Annotated in this window: 16 protein-coding genes; 11 read left to right on the top strand and 5 right to left on the bottom strand. The window is 33.8% G+C overall.

Annotated elements, in window-relative coordinates; genetic code table 11:
• The first annotated feature begins 4 nt into the window (after positions 1-4).
• From WJN01_RS04965 to WJN01_RS04955, 3 genes are all read left to right on the top strand, one after another.
• Complete coding sequence (locus tag WJN01_RS04965) at positions 5-811, top strand: HAD family hydrolase (protein WP_445196029.1); 807 nt, start codon at positions 5-7, stop codon at positions 809-811.
• A 416-nt stretch (positions 812-1,227) separates the two neighbouring features.
• A complete protein-coding gene (locus WJN01_RS04960) occupies positions 1,228-2,676 on the top strand; it encodes an MBOAT family O-acyltransferase (RefSeq protein ID WP_445196028.1) in 1,449 nt (482 codons plus the stop codon).
• A gap of 3 nt (positions 2,677-2,679) precedes the next feature.
• The gene (locus tag WJN01_RS04955) at positions 2,680-3,639 is read left to right on the top strand and encodes a hypothetical protein (protein WP_445196027.1); all 960 of its coding nucleotides are present in this window, start codon (positions 2,680-2,682) and stop codon (positions 3,637-3,639) included.
• A gap of 17 nt (positions 3,640-3,656) precedes the next feature.
• Here the strand turns inward: WJN01_RS04955 and glgP are convergent, their stop codons facing one another.
• Positions 3,657-5,297, bottom strand: a complete 1,641-nt coding sequence (gene glgP, locus WJN01_RS04950) for an alpha-glucan family phosphorylase (protein ID WP_445196026.1) — start codon at positions 5,295-5,297, stop codon at positions 3,657-3,659.
• A gap of 357 nt (positions 5,298-5,654) precedes the next feature.
• Between glgP and WJN01_RS04945 the strand changes: the two genes are divergently transcribed.
• The 6 genes from WJN01_RS04945 (at position 5,655) to WJN01_RS04920 (ending at position 12,505) form a co-directional block, all read left to right on the top strand.
• Complete coding sequence (locus WJN01_RS04945; protein WP_445196025.1) at positions 5,655-7,112, top strand: LamG-like jellyroll fold domain-containing protein; 1,458 nt, start codon at positions 5,655-5,657, stop codon at positions 7,110-7,112.
• A 122-nt stretch (positions 7,113-7,234) separates the two neighbouring features.
• Positions 7,235-7,762 (top strand): hypothetical protein, encoded by a 528-nt coding sequence (locus tag WJN01_RS04940; RefSeq protein ID WP_445196024.1) that lies wholly within the window; start codon positions 7,235-7,237, stop codon positions 7,760-7,762.
• 44 nt (positions 7,763-7,806) lie between these two features.
• Positions 7,807-8,610: a DUF3108 domain-containing protein gene (locus tag WJN01_RS04935; protein ID WP_445196023.1), complete on the top strand. Its 804-nt coding sequence runs from the start codon at positions 7,807-7,809 to the stop codon at positions 8,608-8,610.
• Between the two features lie 11 nt (positions 8,611-8,621).
• Positions 8,622-9,386 (top strand): LTA synthase family protein, encoded by a 765-nt coding sequence (locus WJN01_RS04930; RefSeq protein WP_445196022.1) that lies wholly within the window; start codon positions 8,622-8,624, stop codon positions 9,384-9,386.
• Between the two features lie 24 nt (positions 9,387-9,410).
• The gene (locus WJN01_RS04925) at positions 9,411-10,949 is read left to right on the top strand and encodes a tetratricopeptide repeat protein (protein ID WP_445196021.1); all 1,539 of its coding nucleotides are present in this window, start codon (positions 9,411-9,413) and stop codon (positions 10,947-10,949) included.
• Positions 10,950-10,963: 14 nt separating this feature from the next.
• Positions 10,964-12,505 (top strand): LamG-like jellyroll fold domain-containing protein, encoded by a 1,542-nt coding sequence (locus WJN01_RS04920; RefSeq protein WP_445196020.1) that lies wholly within the window; start codon positions 10,964-10,966, stop codon positions 12,503-12,505.
• A 202-nt stretch (positions 12,506-12,707) separates the two neighbouring features.
• Here WJN01_RS04920 and WJN01_RS04915 read toward each other — a convergent pair whose 3' ends face one another.
• Genes WJN01_RS04915 through WJN01_RS04905 form a run of 3 tightly spaced genes read right to left on the bottom strand, consistent with a single transcriptional unit; the run spans position 12,708 to position 15,262 of the window.
• Complete coding sequence (locus WJN01_RS04915; protein ID WP_445196019.1) at positions 12,708-13,694, bottom strand: MlaD family protein; 987 nt, start codon at positions 13,692-13,694, stop codon at positions 12,708-12,710.
• Between the two features lie 12 nt (positions 13,695-13,706).
• On the bottom strand, positions 13,707-14,489 hold the full coding sequence (locus tag WJN01_RS04910; RefSeq protein WP_445196018.1) for an ABC transporter ATP-binding protein: 783 nt from the start codon (positions 14,487-14,489) through the stop codon (positions 13,707-13,709).
• Between the two features lie 2 nt (positions 14,490-14,491).
• Complete coding sequence (locus WJN01_RS04905; protein ID WP_370479016.1) at positions 14,492-15,262, bottom strand: MlaE family ABC transporter permease; 771 nt, start codon at positions 15,260-15,262, stop codon at positions 14,492-14,494.
• A 161-nt stretch (positions 15,263-15,423) separates the two neighbouring features.
• Here WJN01_RS04905 and WJN01_RS04900 point away from each other — a divergent pair, with 161 nt between their 5' ends.
• Together WJN01_RS04900 and WJN01_RS04895 are read left to right on the top strand one after the other, a co-directional pair.
• On the top strand, positions 15,424-16,353 hold the full coding sequence (locus WJN01_RS04900) for a L,D-transpeptidase family protein (protein ID WP_445196017.1): 930 nt from the start codon (positions 15,424-15,426) through the stop codon (positions 16,351-16,353).
• Between the two features lie 77 nt (positions 16,354-16,430).
• Positions 16,431-17,033, top strand: a complete 603-nt coding sequence (locus WJN01_RS04895) for a hypothetical protein (protein ID WP_445196016.1) — start codon at positions 16,431-16,433, stop codon at positions 17,031-17,033.
• Between the two features lie 61 nt (positions 17,034-17,094).
• Here the strand turns inward: WJN01_RS04895 and WJN01_RS04890 are convergent, their stop codons facing one another.
• Positions 17,095-18,801 carry an ABC1 kinase family protein gene (locus WJN01_RS04890; protein ID WP_445196015.1) on the bottom strand — a complete coding sequence of 569 codons (1,707 nt, stop codon included), beginning with the start codon at positions 18,799-18,801 and terminating at the stop codon, positions 17,095-17,097.
• Position 18,802 lies beyond the last annotated feature (1 nt).

Raw genomic sequence — 18,802 nt, 5'->3', positions numbered from 1 at the left:
ATATATGGATTTTTCAAAAGTAAAGCTAGTAGTATCAGACATGGACGGCACCTTACTAAACCCGGAAAGTGAGGTCAGCAGTCGATTTTTTAATCAGTTTAATGCTTTAAAGGAAAAGAACATTCATTTTATTGCTGCAAGTGGTCGTCAATACCAAAGTATTCTAGACAAACTTCATTCTATAAAAGACGATATATCCATAATTGCCGAGAATGGAGGCATCATGAAATACAACAACCAAGAGCACATTCTGTTGAAATTAACCCGAGAAAATGTGCAAAAATCCGTCTCTTTATTACGAAATGTTGAAGACGCTTATATTGTGTTGTGCGGAAGAAAGAGAGCCTATATTGAAACCAATTCTGAAGATTTTATCTCAAGATTCAGCAAATATTATAAAGAGTATGCCATAGTTGATGATTTAACCAAAGTTGATGATGACGATTTTTTAAAAATAGCCGTTTTTCATTACGAGTCTTCTGAAAAACATATTTTGCCTTCAGCTAAAGCTTTAAAAGCGGATTTGCAGGTTATTGTTTCTGGTGAAAACTGGTTGGACATTTCACATGCCGAGGCCAACAAAGGCTACGCTTTAAACATTCTTCAACAAAAACTCGGCGTTAAAAAAGAAGAAACCATGGCTTTTGGTGATTACAACAACGACCTAGAAATGCTAGAACTAGCCTATTTTAGCTATGCTATGGAAAACGGTCATGATGATGTTAAAAAAACTGCGCGCTTTATGACAAAAAGCAATGCGGAAGAAGGCGTTGAAATTATTTTGGACAAATTATTGAACCAAGGTTTATAAAACGGGTTCAATAATTTACAAAAGAAAAGGCGTATATGCTGATATACGCCTGTTAGCTATTAACCGTCTTAATTCTTATGGAGAACTAAACGTACATATTTACAACTTAAATTTTTGTCGTTAAGTAACATTTGTTACATAACTAATCTGTTGTAACATTAGACTTTTCATATTTAAACTGATTAACTTCTAATTTCATTGGCCTTTTATCATTTAAATTATAATTTAACACAAAAACAAAATACAACTAAGTAGTTGTATTTTAGATATATAAATCTCAATTAATCACAAATCATTTTGAAAAAACACAGATTAACCCAATTAAAAAACCGTTGGAGTAATAAAGTGTGATATTTTTGTAAAATAGATTAGTTTAGCGTTCAAATCGGCTAAAAAAAATTGCAAAATCGCCTACTATGTTGTTCAACTCATTTGAGTTTCTGATTTTCTTGCCCATAATCGTTTTTGGTTTCTATTTTATTGACCATAAATACCGTTGGGGCTGGTTACTTTTAGGCAGTTATCTGTTTTACTCGTTTCATGAGCCTGAACTCCTTATCCTCTTATTAATTTCTACCATTACCGATTACTTTTGTGGTCTTAAAATGGCAGATGCCAGCCATAAGCTGAAGAAACTATATCTGGGCTTGAGCTTAACGGTTAATTTAGGCATGCTTTTTATTTTTAAGTATCTTGGGTTTTTCACGAATTCAGTTAATGATTTGTTTACCTTTTTTGGAGTTGAATTGACTACCCAAGAAAATATGGGGTCTTACAATTTCAGTAATATTTTGCTTCCGGTCGGTATAAGCTTTTATACTTTTCAAACTTTAAGCTACACTATTGACATTTATAGAGGTGCCATAAAACCAGAAAGGCACTTTGGCATTTTTGCCTTATATGTTGCCTTCTTTCCCCAGTTGGTAGCAGGGCCAATCGAACGTGCCTCTCGTTTGATTCCTCAATTACGTAGTCATGTAAAAGTCAACCTTCCAAATATTAAAAAGGGGTTGATATTAATCGCATGGGGCTTTTTTTTAAAAGTTGTGGTTGCCGATAGACTCGGTATCTATGTAGATACAGCTTTTGCCAAGCCTGATTCTCCACACGGTTTTGCCCTAACCTTGGGAGCCATATTTTTTATGTTTCAAATTTATTTCGATTTTTCGGCATATACTTCAATCGCATTAGGTGTTGCCAAAACAATTGGTGTAGAATTAATGCAAAATTTTAACAGACCAATTTTTGCCACTACCGTTTCCGGATTTTGGAAAAGTTGGCATATATCGCTCATGCAATGGCTTCGCGATTATGTGTTCTTGCCTTTGGGTGGGTCTAGAGGGTCAAAAGCCAAAACTATTAGAAATGTTATAATTCTATTTTTTGTTGTTGGGCTTTGGCATGGAGCGAGCTGGACCTTTGTTATTTGGGGCTTGCTTAATGCACTGTTGCTTATTTTGGATTTCGGCACGGCAAAACTGAGAAAAAAAGTTTTTGACTCCTTGGGGCTCAAAAAACGAAGTATAGATTTAATTGGCTGGTTTTTTGGTGTTTCATATATCATTTTAACTTTGGTATTTTTCCGTGCGCCTTCGTTAAATGATGCTTTAACCTATATTGAACACATGTTTCAATTTAAAAGTATGCACGTGAATATACTGGAAAGTTATTTCGAATTAATTTTAAGCATCATTTTTATATTGGGTGTTCAGACTGTTCATTACTATAAAGGAAACGATAAAATCTATGATCTAGTTATTGGTCAGCCTGCCTACGTTAGATGGTCATATTATGTAGCGTATGTGTTTATAATCGCATTGTTTGCCATAAATAGACAAAATACATTTATATATTTTCAATTTTAATTTATGAAATCCTTCTTATTAAAATTATCGTTCATCATAATCGCTCTTGCAGGAGTTTATGGCTTTTTAGTAAATCGGCTTTCTCAAGATTTTGTTGATATTTACTATGAAAAATTTACACAAAAGGCGGGTGGGTTGATTATTGGGATTTCAAAAGCCAACAAGGGAATAAACCCTGAAATTATTGAACAAAAGCTGCAAGCTTTGAACTATTATGATACCCCTTTAATTAATTATGCGTTAAATGTAAATAATTCACCTTTTGGAGAAGTTTATTTAGAATCTATAAAAAAGAAGATTAAACCTATCAAAAATCGTCAATTATTTATAGTATCCGTTTCTCCTGGGGCGTTTTCAACACCTTTAAAGATGAAATCCGAAGACATTTACAAAATGGATAAGAACCATACTATTTTAGGTAAAGTAAATAAGGTTGATACCAAACCCAATTACAATTATATAATTAACACCTATGAATTGCCTCTATATAATGCCCTGCATCCATATGACAAATGGTTGTTTTATGAATTGCACCCGAATGGTTGGTTAGAAATAAGACCAAATACGGAAATAGACAGTATTAAAGCAACAGATATTGCTTTTTGGAAAGCTGGAATACTAAAAGAATTTGAAGCCCAATTGGGTATTCAGCAAATCTCAAGCTACAGGATTGAAAGCTTTATCAAGATACTGGAATTCTTCAAAACTAGAGGTGATGTTTTTATAGTCAGAATTCCGCAGGACGAGGAATTCAATATTTTAGAACATAAATTATGGCCAAGTTTTGAACAGAAAATGGACAGCATAGCAAAACAGTATAATGTGCCTTTTTTGAACTATTCAAACTTAGCCAATAAATTTAAAACCTACGATGGGTTGCACTTTGACACAAATGGAGCAACTCAGTTTACAGAAATGTTAAGTGAGGATATTTACGTCATCTTAAAAAATAAAGAAAACTAAAATTTAGTTAGTTAATCTCAAAATAGCTTTTTATAATATTCATCAGCCATTCTTGCTGTTGTAAATTCCGGAATTACGCCATCCATGGCATTAAATACAATGTCTTGCCATTTATCTGGATTGTCGTAATAAGTTGGAAGCACCTTATTCTCCAAAATACTGTACAAATGTTCTGTGTCCAATTTATCTTGGTCCCAAGTTGGCATATTGTGGTCTAATCCGGGTAAGACAAAGCAATTTTCCCCATCTTTTTGAAATTCGGGTATCCAACCATCATTTGTTGAAACGTTAACCGAACCGTTCATTGCAGCTGTCATGCCACTGGTACCTGAGGCCTCCCGTGTAATTCGTGGTGTATTCAACCAAACATCGGAGCCACATTTTAATTTTTTTGATAAATCTATTTCATAACCAATAAGCACCGCCAAATTTGGTTCCGCTTTAGAATTGTACACCAAATGGTTAAACACATCTATGGCACCATAATCAAACGGATAAGGTTTTCCGGCCCAAATAATCTGCACGGGGTAATGTTGATTAGAAATCAATCTTTTGAACCGATTAAAATCATGCAACAACAAATCAGCTCTTTTATAGGCGGCAAATCGTCTTGCCCAAACAATAGTTAAAACACTCGGATTAAAAGACTTTCCTGTTTGGTTATAAACCTCTTGAAATAATTCATTCTTCAATTCGGTCTTTCTCCATTTATAGCCTTTTTTATCTTCATGAATCCATGCTTGCTTTACGCTTTCATCTTGCCAAAACTTTTGATTCTGGGCATTGGTAATCGGTATGATTTGGCTAACTCCGTAATAATCTTTCCACATGTCATTTGCTACCTTGGCATGTAATTTTGAAACGCCATTGGCCTTTTTACTCATTCTTAAGGCGGAAACCGTATAATTAATCATTCCACCATTTACCATTTCCCTTTCCAATTCTTCATTGGAAAGCGTTCTTCCAAAAAAACCACACCGGTTTAAATGTCTTGCATCGCGTTCTTCATTCCCTGCTTTTTCGGGAGTATGGGTTGTGAAAACCATTTGGTCTTTAGTAACGCCCCTATCCCTTAAATAATAAAATGCAGGTAATGCATGCCCTTCGTTTAAATGATAGGTTTCTGCGCCACCTAAAACTTCAACTACTTTTGCCCCGCCAATGCCCAACACGATACTTTGGGAAACGCGCGTGACTTGATTTTGGTCGTACAAATGATTGGTGATGGTTCTCGATAAATGGTCGTTACCATCTACATCCGTGGTCAAAAAATACATGGGCACAGTGCCAAAAACCTCAGGTTTTAAAACAAAAGCACGAACCTTTACATGCGGATTATCGTGAAGTTTAATTTCTACCTCAATACCGGTGTCTTCAAGAAAATCAAAATGTTTTTCGTTGAATTCTGCCCTAAGCGTTTGGTCCTCATTCCTGGCTTGATCATAATAGCCATACTTCCAAAGCATGCCAATGCCAATCATGTTTTGCTTGAGCTCATAACCTGAACGCATATGTGATCCTGCCAAAAACCCCAAGCCTCCAGAATAGATATTAAAGGATTGGTGTATGCCAAATTCCATACTAAAATAGGCTACGCGTTTATTATATTCTTTAGTTGGTTCATAAGGATGATACCATTTATTATATTGGGTGTCCATAAGTTTTACAATAAAATTTTTACTGCTTAAATGTAGCAAAAACTGTTATGCACTTGTGGATTTTCACAGCTTAATTAGGCTTAAAAAAGTAATTTATAACGTATTTAAATTTGTTCCTCAATGCCTATCTCAAATATTTAATGACCAAAATCAGAAGAAAACCTAAATTATCACTTTAACTTTTCGGGTTAACTTTTCAGTATCCTCTTTTTTTGTACTTTTAAGATTGCAATAACGCTCTTAAACCAGTTTTTTCTAATTTAGGTGAAAAGCATTAGTTTAAGGAAAAGTTATGCTATCCTCTCTCTGTCTCGTTAAAGGCGTTTAAATTAAAAATGAACTTAACAAGGTTATTCTATGTTCCATGTAAATAAGAATCACTATATATTATGGATTATTGCTTCGACGTTAATAACGTTTGGGGTAGTTTCCTATTTGAGCATGGCCAGTCAAATAAATTGGAAGGAGCCAGTATTAAAACACTCTTATACATTTGATGATGGCACAGCTAAAGATGTTGTGGGTGAAGCTCATGGAATAATTAAAGGCAATTGCGAGATTTTAAATGGTTTATTTATTACCGATGAAGAAGGCGATTATATTGAATTGCCTGCTGACAAAATAAATATTAATGAATATTCAGCTATTTCTTTAGAGGCTTATGTCATAGCTGGTAAAGCCAATGAGACTCACACAATGCTTTCTTACTTTGGAAACAAAAGCAATGAAGTTGGAGTAGATTATATCTTTCAGACATTAATAAATAATGAAACCTGTGGTACTAGCATTTCATGCAAAAATTATGAAGTCCCATGGGAAACACATAACAATGTTGGGGGCCAAGCCATACAGGATGATAGGTTTCATCATATCGTCACAACATTTGATAACCATGAACTCAAGTTTTATATTGATGGTAAATTAGTACACAGTCCAATAGACAACGAGGATAATATAATTGAAAACCTAAGTAATAAATTCGCTTATTTGTGTAAGTCTGGATATATGCAAGACCAAACATGGTTAGGTGCTATTGATACATTTAATATCTACGAAGGGATTCTTGATGAAAAAACCATCGCTAAATCTGCAAAAAGGTTGGAGGAGCATGAAAAAAAGCTCGATAAATTTTTAGTAAATAATTACAAAACCCAAATAGCAAAACCTGAATTAAGGCATTCATATACTTTTGATAATGGAACAGCTAACGACATTATTGGAGGAGCCCATGGTACGATTTTAGGAGATGGTAAAATTGAAAATGGAATGTTTGTTGCTAATGAACAAGGTGAATATATAGAATTACCAGCACCTAAAATAAGCATTAATGCATTTTCTGCGATTACCCTTGAGGCGGTAGTAAAAAGCGATATTGGAGGTTGTTTTTCTTATTTTGGATGCATAAGTGGTAGTCGTGCAATAAACTATATTTCACAATGGACATACAAAAGTGAATGGAGTGGAACTGGTATAACCTGTATAAGGAAAATCTATCAACCATGGGAGGCTTTGACTATTGCTGGTGGACATTCGGTTCTTGAGAACAGATTCCATCATTTTGTAACAACCTTTGATAATAAAGTATTAAAATATTATATCGACGGAGAATTAGTGGATGTGCAATTAAATCTTCGACAAAAAACAAATAATATTTCCAACATACATAACGAGCTAGCTTACTTATGCAAATCAGCTAACAAATGGGAACAAACATGGTTAGGCGAAATTGACACATTTAACATCTACCAAGGCATTCTTGATGCCAAAACCATTGCCAAATCTGCGGAAGAGTATCTCAAAGAAAAAGAGCTATAAGTCAAAAATAATGTCCGATATTCTCTATACGGGATAATCTCGGATAGCTTAACAATAGTTGCATTGTATCTTTGAGTATAATGGTTTCAATACCCTCAATCTTCAACCTAAAATTAAAATATATGAAAACAAAACGCATAATTTATCTTGCATTTATTATTTGTACAATGGCCTTTTTAGGTTGTAGTAGTGATACCTCAAATGAGGTTGAGGAACGTCAAAATACAATGTCGGCTTATATCGACGGGCAGTTAATAACTTGGACAGTTGTGTCCTTGAGAGATAAAGGTGATAACTATGAAATATCAGGACTTGCAGCAGATAATGTGGATTCAGACCTAACACACTCTTTTAAAATATATTTTAATCCAACTAGCGGCCCAGGGGTTTATGAATTTGACGGCGTTGAAAACTATGTGGAATATTTTGTATATCGGGGAGGAATTTTTGACTCTACAATTGATTACTATTATTATTCCCCACCATTTTGTAATGATGAATATCAAAACATTGTTTCTGGCAAAATTGAACTCACTTCCTTCAACAGTGTTTTTAAAGGCACTTTTGAGTTTGTCGCAACTGAGAAATGTGAAACCAAACAAACCCAAATAACTGAAGGTATATTTGAAATAGGACTAAGTATATATTAATCATTTTAACCATTCGGACTCCACTTTAAATACCCATTATCAATATGAAAGCACCATTAAAATTTTTTAAGATTCTTTTCATTTGGGCTATAGTTCTTGGTTTGCAAAATGCTTTTTCGCAAAGCCAAAAATCATTTCAAGAAGGCGAATGGATTAAACTTAAAATGAGCTATAGTGGCTGGCTTAAAGCAGGTGAAGCCACCTTAGAGGTGAAAAACGCAAAATATAAAGACAAGCCTGTTTACCATGTTGTTGGCCATGGCAAAACAACTGGACCAATAAGTTGGTTATTTTTTAAGGTTAGGGATAGGTATGAGAGTTATTTGGATAAAGAAACAGGATTGCCCTATAAATTTATTAGACAAATTGATGAAGGCGGCCATACCAAAGATATCGAGATTGAATTTGACCATACCAATAAAAAGGCCCATGTTAATAACAAAAAACACAATGTTCGTGAAACATATTCCATCGAGAAAGATGTTCAGGATATGCTATCGGCATTTTACTATTTGCGCAATAATTACGACACAGACACCATAAAGGAAGGAGATATGGTAGCCTTAAATATGTTCTTTGATGAAGAAAATTTCAAATTTCAATTAAAATTTCTGGGAAGAGAAATCATTAAAACAAAATTTGGAAAAATAAAATCATTGAAGTTCCGACCATATGTTTCGGCTGGCAGGGTTTTTAAGGAACAAGAAAGTTTAACACTTTGGGTAAGTGCGGATAAAAATAAAATCCCATTAAAAATTAAGGCCGATTTGGCCGTTGGCTCATTAAGAGCGGAAATAGTAGAAAGAAAAGGATTGAAACATCCGTTTCCCATAATATTTGAGAAATAAAAACTAAAAAGATGCCTAAAAAAGTAAGATTTGCGGTATACCTAATCTACATATACCTTTTTGTTGCAACAATAGGGTTTACTTTTTTTGATTCAAACTTAAAGTTTATAGGTCTTGATTTAATATTCAGCACTGGTTTAATTAGGGTCCCACAAATTTTAGCCTTCATAATTAAAATTTTTATAATGGGTCTTCTGGCCTTTAAAGTTGGACAAGGAAAGAATTGGGCAAGAATTACACTATTGGTTTTGTGCATTCTAGGCGTTGTTATTAATTTCTTTTACTCTTATTTTCCTTTATTGATTAAATTAAGAGTGGTTAATGTCATGGGTTTTATTACATCTTCCGTTATGCTAATAGCACAACTGGTTATAATCCTTTTACTATTTAATAAAGCATCCAATATTTGGTTTGATGCAAAAAAGGAAGAAACTAATAATAAAAAAATATTCACTCAAAATCAACTGAAGTTAATTACCACTATTAGTTTAGCTTGCTTGCTAATTCCGTTTTCAATATTTGGGTTATGGGTATATGCTGCTTCTATTGGGACATCACAGCCAGAAGCAGTTGATATTTTCAAAAATTACTTTCCCGATTTTCTTCAAGGGAGATACGATACAACCATACTATCCATAATATTTCATGTTTTTGCAATTATTTTAAGCGGAATAAGTCTTCATAAAATACTCGATAAATTTTGGAAGGCACTTAACATTGCTACTTTAGTTGTTAGTTGCTTTTTTCTTTATTTAAATATCTTTTCGATGATGTAAATAAATCTATTTAAATTGAAATCAATGAAAACTATAGTGATTCTTGTATTATCCTTAATTACCATCCCATCAATTGGTCAAACATATCGTTTAAATAAAGATTTAATTGAAAGGGATAGGAAAGACTTTTTAGGTTGCAAAGAGGAGCTGTTTGAAATTGGAGGAGAGTTCTCATTCAGTTTATCTACTGGAGATTTATATCCTTCTCTTAATGACATAGAACATGAGCACCCCTCAACCCCTGAATATTTGGAAACATTAAAAGATTCCTTATCCAAAGACTCTTTAAATTTTGACATACTCCTCAAAATGGGAAAATATTATGAGAACATTAAAGAGCAGGAGAATGCCAACAAGTTTTTCAATAAAGCATTAAAAAATATCGATGTTGATTTTTTTGAAAATGATTCGGCTTGCTATTTTGGTAATCGGAGTTTTTTGAGGTTTAAATTAGGTAAAGATGGATTTATTGAAGATGCCGAAAAAGCACTCTCCCTAAATCCCAACGAAATGAGCGCTTTTTTTACCTATACACTTTATTTTTTTTCGATTGGAGACTTTAATAAAGTAAAATCCATGAATATCAATTCGCTTAACGCCAATTACCCCAAGCCGGAGATTCCAATTTTTTCCTTGATACTTGTTAACACAGTGGAAAAAATGTCAGAATTACAGCCAAAATTAGACGACCCCATGATTTTAACAGAATTAAAGCAAACACACTATAAAGAGTTAATAGATTGGTCATTCATAAAAGGATATTATGGGAAAATTAAGAATAAACAAATGGAGGAAAAAATAGATAAACTAACTAACTTTTTTAATCTCCTTTTAAAAATCTTAGTCTCCAATTACAATGAAAAAAATCTACCTGCTTTTTATTTTAACCCATCGGAAATAAAAGAAATCAAAGAATTAGAAAATTGGCTGCAACAAGCATTTAAAAATCAAACACTTAATGAATATACCTTGAACAAATGTCTCGGTTTTATAAATTTTTGTCTAGATAAAAGAGATTTAACTATTGGTTATTATAAAAAGGCCTTTGAAGTTTTTCCAGAAAACGCCCCCAAAACCATGTTCAGCCCGAATGAGGTTTATTCCAATTTATTGTTCATGTATAAAATATTTGATAGAAATAGCGATTACGAGAACCTGCTTTTAGAAAGAATTAATAATCAATTGCTTAGAGAATTATCAGACTATATTAATCTTATTAAACTTTATTTTTCAAAGGACCAAATGGAAAAAGTACAATTCTGTATGGAAGAAGCCGAAAAAATAAACCCGAATAATTTTGAACTGCTTCGTTTAAAAGCACATGTTAATTTTTTAAAAGGTACGGAAATTATACTCGAAGGTTTTTATTTAAACAAGGCGCGTCGTTTCATGCAAAATGACAGTGATAACTATCCCCTATTTTTACAAAGCGCCATTTATGATATTTTCAACAATAAACCAGAAGATGCCATTAATAAACTAAACCTAATAAAAGAGAACCAACCAACATGTGAGACCTGTGATAGGCTAATAGCAACCTACTTTAAAATAGAGAATGACTAAAACTCTTATAGAATATGAGAAATAATATTTTAACAAGATTTGTTCTTTTGTTTGGGCTATTTGGGTTTTACTTCGCCAATAGCCAAGAGACTAATTTAAAGCCTAATAAGAAAGTGCCGGTAAAACTTAAACATTCTTATACTTTTGAGGACGGATCGGTTAAAGATGTTGTTGGGAAAGCTCATGGTACTATCATAGGAGAAGAACATTCCAAGGGTCAGGTAATCGAAGGTCTATTCGTAAATTATGAGGGCGGACGTTGGTCAAGTTTTTATGAAGAAGACAAAAAACATATTATAGAGTATTATCTAAAATTACCTGCAGAAAAAATAAATATTAACAAATACAAAGCGATAACTCTTGAAGCATTTGTTTTACCTGCAAAAACTGATGGTGTGGGGAGTATATCTTTTTTTGGAAAGTATGACCAACCAAATAATACAAAAACTGATTATATCCACCAGTTTGTAAAGAAAAATAAATCTAGTGTTACAAAAATTTTATGTTTTGATGAATCAAACTCTCAAGAAACCACTATTTCCTTAGATGGACCTTTACTTCAGGATGTTAGATTCCATCACGTGGTTACAACTTTTGATAATCATGTGTTAAAATATTACATCGATGGTGTTTTAGTAGCATCAAAACCCATTACTAGCCACAAGAACACCATTGCCAATTTAAGTAATGAAGATGCTTTTTTGCTTAAATCAGGATCTTCTTTTTTTGAAAAAAGTCTTGGTGCGATAGATGAATTCAATATCTATGAGGGTGTCCTTGATTCAACAGCTATTGCTAATAGGGCAAGGAACTATTTGGATAACAGAAAATATCCTAATGATGGCTACTTTAAAATTATTTCAAGCTTATCAAATCCTGAGGACGGTTGTAGACCAGCGAGTAAGTCAGCTGAGAAATTCTTAAAAACTTATAAAAAATCCCAAATTACTCTCTATCCAACAATCTTGAGAACGGCAGATTCTACAACTTGGTCCAAGAATTCAGGGAAAACTATTGCTGAATCCCTGAAAAATGACTTAGATTTAAATGTACAATATGATGATTTCAAAATTAAACCAAAGGAACTAAGAGGCATAAACCAATATGAAATTTTTCAATACAGTGGGGCTTCAATAGGTAAAATAATTGAAAATCAAGATATGAGTTCAGATTATAATATTGTTCTTGAAATACTATTTGCACCTAAAAAAAATAAAAGATTGCATGTTTTTGGCATTCAGTTTTATGTATTCACAAATGATGGATACAATGCGTATTCCTTTTTTATTAATCAATATCATGATACTTTTAAATATGCTGGGCTCTATGAAGATAACCCTTCTGAAGAAAGTTTAGAAGCGTTGAAAGAAAAATGTACATGGGTGGCACTTGAAGTATTTAAAAAACAATTAAATAATAAAATAAGTTATTGGTCGAAACCCATCGATTACTCGGACTATCGCCTCCGCTTGAGCCCCACAACTTTATATACAACCTTACCAATGCCAACCGAAGAGGATTTCAAAAATGGTGCAATGAAATACCCCTATCCTTAAAAACTAGGGAACTAAAAAAATCAAAAATTTGATCATTGGTGATTGGGTAATGGAAATAGCAGAGAGCAATTATATAGTTACAAATAAATTAACCTTCAATGCTGATGGAAAATTTACTTCCAAAACAGAAACAAGCTCTATTTTTAAATATGAATTGAAAGTAGATTCCTTAGTGGCCGAGTTACCTAATAATAAAATATGGTCATTTATTTTTCCTTTCGGCCTTTTTCAATTCCCGTTCCAGTTTTTTGAAATAACCCCGGGTCAAGAAATTATGTTTTAGGGCGTCCATATTTTGGTTGAATTTATCGGTGCCTTCTTCTACATTTTGAATGGTTTGCTCAAGCTTTCTAACAAATTCCCCATCATTTGAAAGATAGTTGATGGCTCCTTCTCCATCTTTTATGTTTGTAAGGGTTTCATTTAAATTATCTACCACCGTTTTTATTTCTTTGCTGGAATCTTCAAGATTTGCAATTACGGTCCTCACTTTTTGGGCCTCGATGGAATCGTTCAACAATACGCCAGCAACACTTTCATCCACATTTAAAGAACTGATTATTGAATTTATTTCTTTCAGTGCCTTGTTGGCTTGAATGCTTGTAAATTTCAAGTTGTTAATTGTTTGTTTGATGTTGTTTGAGGCCACACTATCATGAATCAGCATACCCAAAGTACCTTTACCATCTGTTATGGCATCGGCAATATCCAACAATTTAGAGGTGAGCAATGCGGCATTTTCGTTGGTAACATTTAAAGTGTTAAGCATTTCACCCGTCCCTATTTTGGTATACGATTTAATAATATCTCCTGAAGAAATCATAGCGCCATTTCCTTCTCCGGGAATAATGTTAACAATCATATTCCCAACCAAGCCATCAGTTCCTATGGTAGCTACGGCATCTTTTTTTATGTGATTCACCATTTTTTCATCAATGACCATCTCAACATTTATAACCGAATCGTTTACCATGGTTATTCTTTTAACGGTCCCCACATTAATGCCTGAATAACGCACATTGTTACCTTGTATTAAACCATTAACATTATTGAAATTGGCACTTATGCTAAATGTTTTGTTGAACAGGTTTTGCCGTTCCCCAATTAGATAAATGGCCACCACAAAAAGGAGCAATCCTGAAATCACAAAAACACCGAGCCTAAATTTTTCCGTTGTTGTTTTTTTCATGGTTTCTAAATTTTATTGTTTAAAAAATGCCCTTATCTTCTCGTCTGTTGATTGGGACAATTCATTAAATGTTCCTTGTGCATAGTTTACGCCATCAACCAATAAAACCATACGTTCTGATACAACTCGCGCGCAATCCACATCATGGGTTATAATCAATGACGAGGTTTTATACTTTTTTTGGACTTCGCGCATAAGCTCAATTATTTCTTTTGACGTTATCGGGTCCAATCCACTTGTAGGTTCATCATATAAAATAATTTTTGGCCGTAATATTAGTGTCCTCGCCAAGGCTATTCGACGCTTCATTCCCCCAGAAAGTTCGGCGGGCATCAAGTCCATAGTATGTGCCAACCCAACGCTATCTAAAGTTTCTATGATGAGCTTTTCAGCATCTTCTATATCCTTAAACCGATTTTTGTGCCTTCTTAAAGGAAATTCCAAATTTTCCCTCACAGTCATAGAATCGTAAAGGGCACTGCCTTGAAAAAGAAACCCTATTTCGGTTCTTAGCTCATCCAGCTCCACTTGGTTCAGCTTAACAATTTCCTTGCCCATAACCTCAACACATCCAGAATCGGGCTCCATTAAACCCACCAAACATTTTATCATTACCGATTTTCCTGAACCTGACTTTCCCATAACCACAAGGTTCTCTCCCTCAAAGAGCTCTAAATTAAAACCGTTCAACACTTGATTTTCACCAAAGGATTTTCTCAAATCTTTAATTTTAATCATCGTCGCTCGATTGCTTTGAGACGGTTTAACTTGTTTTATGTTAGCTACTTCTTTCATTTTTAAACTTCAAAAAATATGTCTGTTATAAAAACAGCGATAAAGTCGAGTACAAACAATAGTATGGAGGCAAATACCACCGCCGTGTTTGCTGCTTTACCAACACCAACTGTTCCCTTTTTACAGTTATAACCTTTAAAACAACCGACCAACCCAATAGCAAAACCAAAAAAATAGGTTTTAATAGTAGCGGGAACCAGGTCTGTAAATTCCAAAGCTTTAAAAGCTTTATTAAAATACAGTTGAAAGGATACATCGCCTTTTATGTTTTCAATAATGTATGAGCCATAAAGTGCAATAGCATCACCATAAATCACTAAAATTGGTATTACCAACGTGGCTGCTAAAATTCTGGTCACCACTAAAAATTTAAACGGATTGGTACCAGAAACTTCCATAGCATCAATCTGTTCTGTAACCCTCATGGAGCCCAATTCTGCACCAATTCCCGAGGCTATTCGTCCGGCCACGGTTAACGCAATAATGACTGGTCCAATTTCCCTAATTATTGAAATACTTACCATAGAGGGCATCCAAGCTTCGGCACCAAATTCCTGTAAGGTTGGTCTGGTTTGCAATGTTATAACCAGCCCAATTATAAAACCCGTGAGGCCTACCAACAAAAATGAACGGTTCCCTATGTTGTAGCACTGCCTTAATAGCTCATTAAGTTCAAAAGGTTTCTTAAATACTTCCTTAAAAAATCTTCGGGTGAATATTGAAAGTTCACCTATTTCAACAAAAAAGGGTTTTATTTTATTTAAACCAAACATTATACATCATGCTACAACCCTCTAATTTAGTTAGATATGGGCATTTTTTAAATGATAAAAATCATATCCCGAAACTGATTGAAATCATTGGCAAAACATGGAATATGATATAAATTTCAAATAAAGGAATGTAAAGTCCTCAATCTTAATATTGGCAGGTTATGAATAGATTTCTTCAAAGCTCACTAATACTAGTTTTGGCTTTTTTCGTATTTGCACAAGTGGCTTTTAAAATTGACAAAAAGCCCATTATCAAAGCGGAAGCAATAGAGATTTGTACTCATGATTCCGCCGTTAACTATCTTATTGTAAACAGAAATATTGCCATTAACGCCTATTTTGAATATTTAGATTCCATCGTTAAAAAATATGATTCCGTTACTTCTTATAAACTAACCGAGCATTTGTTGGTTCGGGCCAACCCTTGGATTATTGATACCTTGAAAAATACCGATTACTATATTCTGAAAGCTCGTGGTATAAAAGTGGACAATCAAAAAGAAATGGTTATTCTAAACAAAGGAGACACCATTTTTATACCAAATAATGATTTGGCCAACAAACTCTTAAAAATATTCAACACAACACTTATAGACCTAAACATTCCGGAATACAAAATGCGCATTTTGGAAGACTCCACAGAGAAATATTCATTTCCCGTTAGAGTGGGCAGAAATGAAAAAAAATACCTTGAAACCGCAGGACGCATTATAGACTTAAAAACTAAAATCGGCAATGGGACGATTATCGGTTACAATAAAAATCCTGATTATATAAATCCTGTAAATGGGCATCGCTACTATGTTACAAAAAGAGATGATAACGAAGTGACCAAATTACCAAGAATCCCGTTTATAGAAACTGAAATTAATGGCCAAAGGTATGGGCAATTAATACATCCAACCACAAACCCCATTACCTTGGGAAAAGCTTATTCCAATGGTTGTATTGGCACAAAGGAATCGGATGCCTGGGTTATTTACTATCACGCTCCAATAAATACAAAAATAACCATCAGATATAATTTGCACATTAATGGTGAGGATGGCAACTCAATTACTTTGAAAGATATTTACAACAAAGAAAAATAGATGCTCCAACTGATATTAATCATTGCCCTTTTCAACTATAGTTTAGATATTTAAAGATAACTCAAAATCCAATGATTATGAAAACTATAGATAATGCCACATTTGTAGACAAAGTTGTTGCTCAACTAAGAAAAACCGCAATTGATCTTGAAGAGTTTCAGGTTAAAGCCTCACTGGGAAAAGCTGAAGCCACAGACAAATACGAAGAAATTAAAAAGAAATTCAACTTATTCATCCATGAAACCAAGAATAAAATTGAGTTAGGAAAAGAAAAAATAACAGACATGAACACGATGTTCGACGAACTGATTGTTCAACTGGCTTTGGGCAAAGCAGAATCTAAAGATGCTTTTAAAGAACAAAAAAAGAAACTGCTACACAAACTACATGACATTGAGGTAAAGATTAAAACAAATGAAACACTCAATAGCATTTATGCTTATGTTTTAATTGAAATTGAAATGTTTAGAGTTCAACTTGAAATCTTAGAGAAAAATTTCGAGAAGGGTAAAGACGGTGTAAAAACAGCTTTTGAGAAATCCAAAAAGGAGTTTAACGAGATGATTGAGAAAATTAAAAGCAAATATTCCGGCAAAAAAAAGGAAACCCAATGGGAACATTTTCAAAATGAGATTTCAGAGGCCTTTGGCCATTTTAAGCAAGCTTTTTCAAAAGCTTAACTTAAGAAAGAAAGCACAATTTAAAAATTGTGCTTTCTTGTTTTTTCAGACATCATAAGCGTCACCAATGATGAAAATCCTTCTTCCTAATATCGCGAATGACACTTACCCCAATAATAAAAGCGAAAAACAAACCAATTAGTCCGAATATGGATATGTCTTTCCAAAATGGAGGAATAGCCGTAACAATAAACAAGGTAGAACCTATAATTAAGGCCACCAAAATAAAGGCTGTTACCACTTGTTTTGTTACGCGGTGTATGGCATAAACCATCGCATCAATACCTTTATGGGTTAAATTAACTTTTATCTCGCCACTGTTTATTTTCCGTATAGCGTTTTTAAGATCGCTCGGAAATTCTTCCATGTAATTTGTCATTTCATAAAGAGAATTCACCACTTTTTTTCCCATCTTCAGCGGATTATAATCTTTGGTTACACTTCTTGACAAATATGGACGAACCATGTCAAATTGGTCTAAAGCCGGATCCAATTTTTGGATAACACCTTCAATGGTGACCATAGATCTGGCAAAAAGATAAAAATGGGATGGTACCTTCAATCCGTGCGCGACAATGATATCCTTTAGCTCTAGCAACACCGTACTAATTTCATTCTCATGAACATCTCTTACATAGTACTTTTCTAAAAATTCATTAATATCAAATTCTAATTCTCTTTTATTCTCTATAACCGTTGTATTTGAGAGTTGCTGCAAAGCTTTGATAATCTTGGTTACGTTTTTATTGGTAACGGCTATAAAAAGGCTACCAAAAACTTTAATGTCCCGGAGTAAAATACTGCCCATCATTCCAAAATCCAAATAGCAAATATGACGATTGGGCAAAACCAATAGATTACCTGGATGTGGATCGGCATGGAAAAAACCATATTCAAAAATTTGCTTGAAAAAACTAATACTCAGCCTTTTGGCTATAACCTCTTTGTCGATACCCTTTTTATCAAGTTCCTCTATTCTATTGATTTTAATACCTGATATAAATTCTAAAGCAAGGATTTTTTCGGTGGTATATTTTTGATAAACTTTTGGGGCACTGGCGAATTGATCAGGACTATTATCTTGAGCAATATTGTTGTAAAACCTTTGTGCGTTGATGGATTCATTTATAAAATCGAGTTCCTTGAGTATGGACTCTTCAAAGTTTTTCACTAACCCGATTGGGTCGAAACTTTTTAAGGACGGAATTCTTTTTTCCAAAACTTCAGCCACACTGTACATGACCTTGATGTCCTCTAAAATAATTTTTTTTATGCCAGGACGTTGAATCTTTAGGGCTACGCGCTTTCCAGATTTTAAAGTCACCTTATGCACCTGGGCCATAGACGCCGAGGCAAAAGGTTTTGGATTGAACCATGCAAATAAATTATCAATGCTGTCTTTTAGTTCAGACACCACTACTTCTTTGGCCTTTTTGTCATCCATTGGCGGCACCTCATCTTGAAGCTTTTCAAACTGCAATACCAAATCGAAAGGTATAAGGTCTGGCCGATTACTTAAAATTTGACCAAACTTTATAAATGTGGGGCCAAGTTCTTCGCACACCAATCGCATTTTCTCCCATTTGGTATATTGGGCCGCATGAACTTGTGAGGACTTTGGTACAAAACGTAAAAAAAAGGTGTATTTATCCTTTTCCCTGAGATACTGAACCAAATCTTCAAAGCCGTATTTTAGTAAAACCCTTAAAATTTGGTTATACCTAACTATTGATTTGTACTTGTATTTTATGTTTGAAAAAACATTCATA

Source organism: Tamlana sedimenti (assembly GCF_038148895.1).
In the GTDB taxonomy this organism is placed as follows: domain Bacteria; phylum Bacteroidota; class Bacteroidia; order Flavobacteriales; family Flavobacteriaceae; genus Tamlana.
Note: the sequence above shows the minus strand (reverse complement) of the source record. Positions and strands in the feature narration are given on the sequence as shown.

What these genes read in the sequence shown, in the direction of transcription:
- WJN01_RS04960 (WP_445196028.1), top strand. Translation starts at nt 1,228, where the DNA reads ATGTTGTTCAACTCATTTGAGTTTCTGATTTTCTTGCCCATAATCGTT.
- WJN01_RS04935 (WP_445196023.1), top strand. Translation starts at nt 7,807, where the DNA reads ATGAAAGCACCATTAAAATTTTTTAAGATTCTTTTCATTTGGGCTATA.
- WJN01_RS04920 (WP_445196020.1), top strand. Translation starts at nt 10,964, where the DNA reads ATGAGAAATAATATTTTAACAAGATTTGTTCTTTTGTTTGGGCTATTT.
- WJN01_RS04945 (WP_445196025.1), top strand. Translation starts at nt 5,655, where the DNA reads ATGTTCCATGTAAATAAGAATCACTATATATTATGGATTATTGCTTCG.
- WJN01_RS04940 (WP_445196024.1), top strand. Translation starts at nt 7,235, where the DNA reads ATGAAAACAAAACGCATAATTTATCTTGCATTTATTATTTGTACAATG.
- WJN01_RS04965 (WP_445196029.1), top strand. Translation starts at nt 5, where the DNA reads ATGGATTTTTCAAAAGTAAAGCTAGTAGTATCAGACATGGACGGCACC.
- WJN01_RS04955 (WP_445196027.1), top strand. Translation starts at nt 2,680, where the DNA reads ATGAAATCCTTCTTATTAAAATTATCGTTCATCATAATCGCTCTTGCA.
- WJN01_RS04895 (WP_445196016.1), top strand. Translation starts at nt 16,431, where the DNA reads ATGAAAACTATAGATAATGCCACATTTGTAGACAAAGTTGTTGCTCAA.
- glgP (WP_445196026.1), bottom strand. Translation starts at nt 5,297, where the DNA reads ATGGACACCCAATATAATAAATGGTATCATCCTTATGAACCAACTAAA.
- WJN01_RS04900 (WP_445196017.1), top strand. Translation starts at nt 15,424, where the DNA reads ATGAATAGATTTCTTCAAAGCTCACTAATACTAGTTTTGGCTTTTTTC.
- WJN01_RS04905 (WP_370479016.1), bottom strand. Translation starts at nt 15,262, where the DNA reads ATGTTTGGTTTAAATAAAATAAAACCCTTTTTTGTTGAAATAGGTGAA.
- WJN01_RS04910 (WP_445196018.1), bottom strand. Translation starts at nt 14,489, where the DNA reads ATGAAAGAAGTAGCTAACATAAAACAAGTTAAACCGTCTCAAAGCAAT.
- WJN01_RS04890 (WP_445196015.1), bottom strand. Translation starts at nt 18,801, where the DNA reads ATGAATGTTTTTTCAAACATAAAATACAAGTACAAATCAATAGTTAGG.
- WJN01_RS04915 (WP_445196019.1), bottom strand. Translation starts at nt 13,694, where the DNA reads ATGAAAAAAACAACAACGGAAAAATTTAGGCTCGGTGTTTTTGTGATT.
- WJN01_RS04925 (WP_445196021.1), top strand. Translation starts at nt 9,411, where the DNA reads ATGAAAACTATAGTGATTCTTGTATTATCCTTAATTACCATCCCATCA.
- WJN01_RS04930 (WP_445196022.1), top strand. Translation starts at nt 8,622, where the DNA reads ATGCCTAAAAAAGTAAGATTTGCGGTATACCTAATCTACATATACCTT.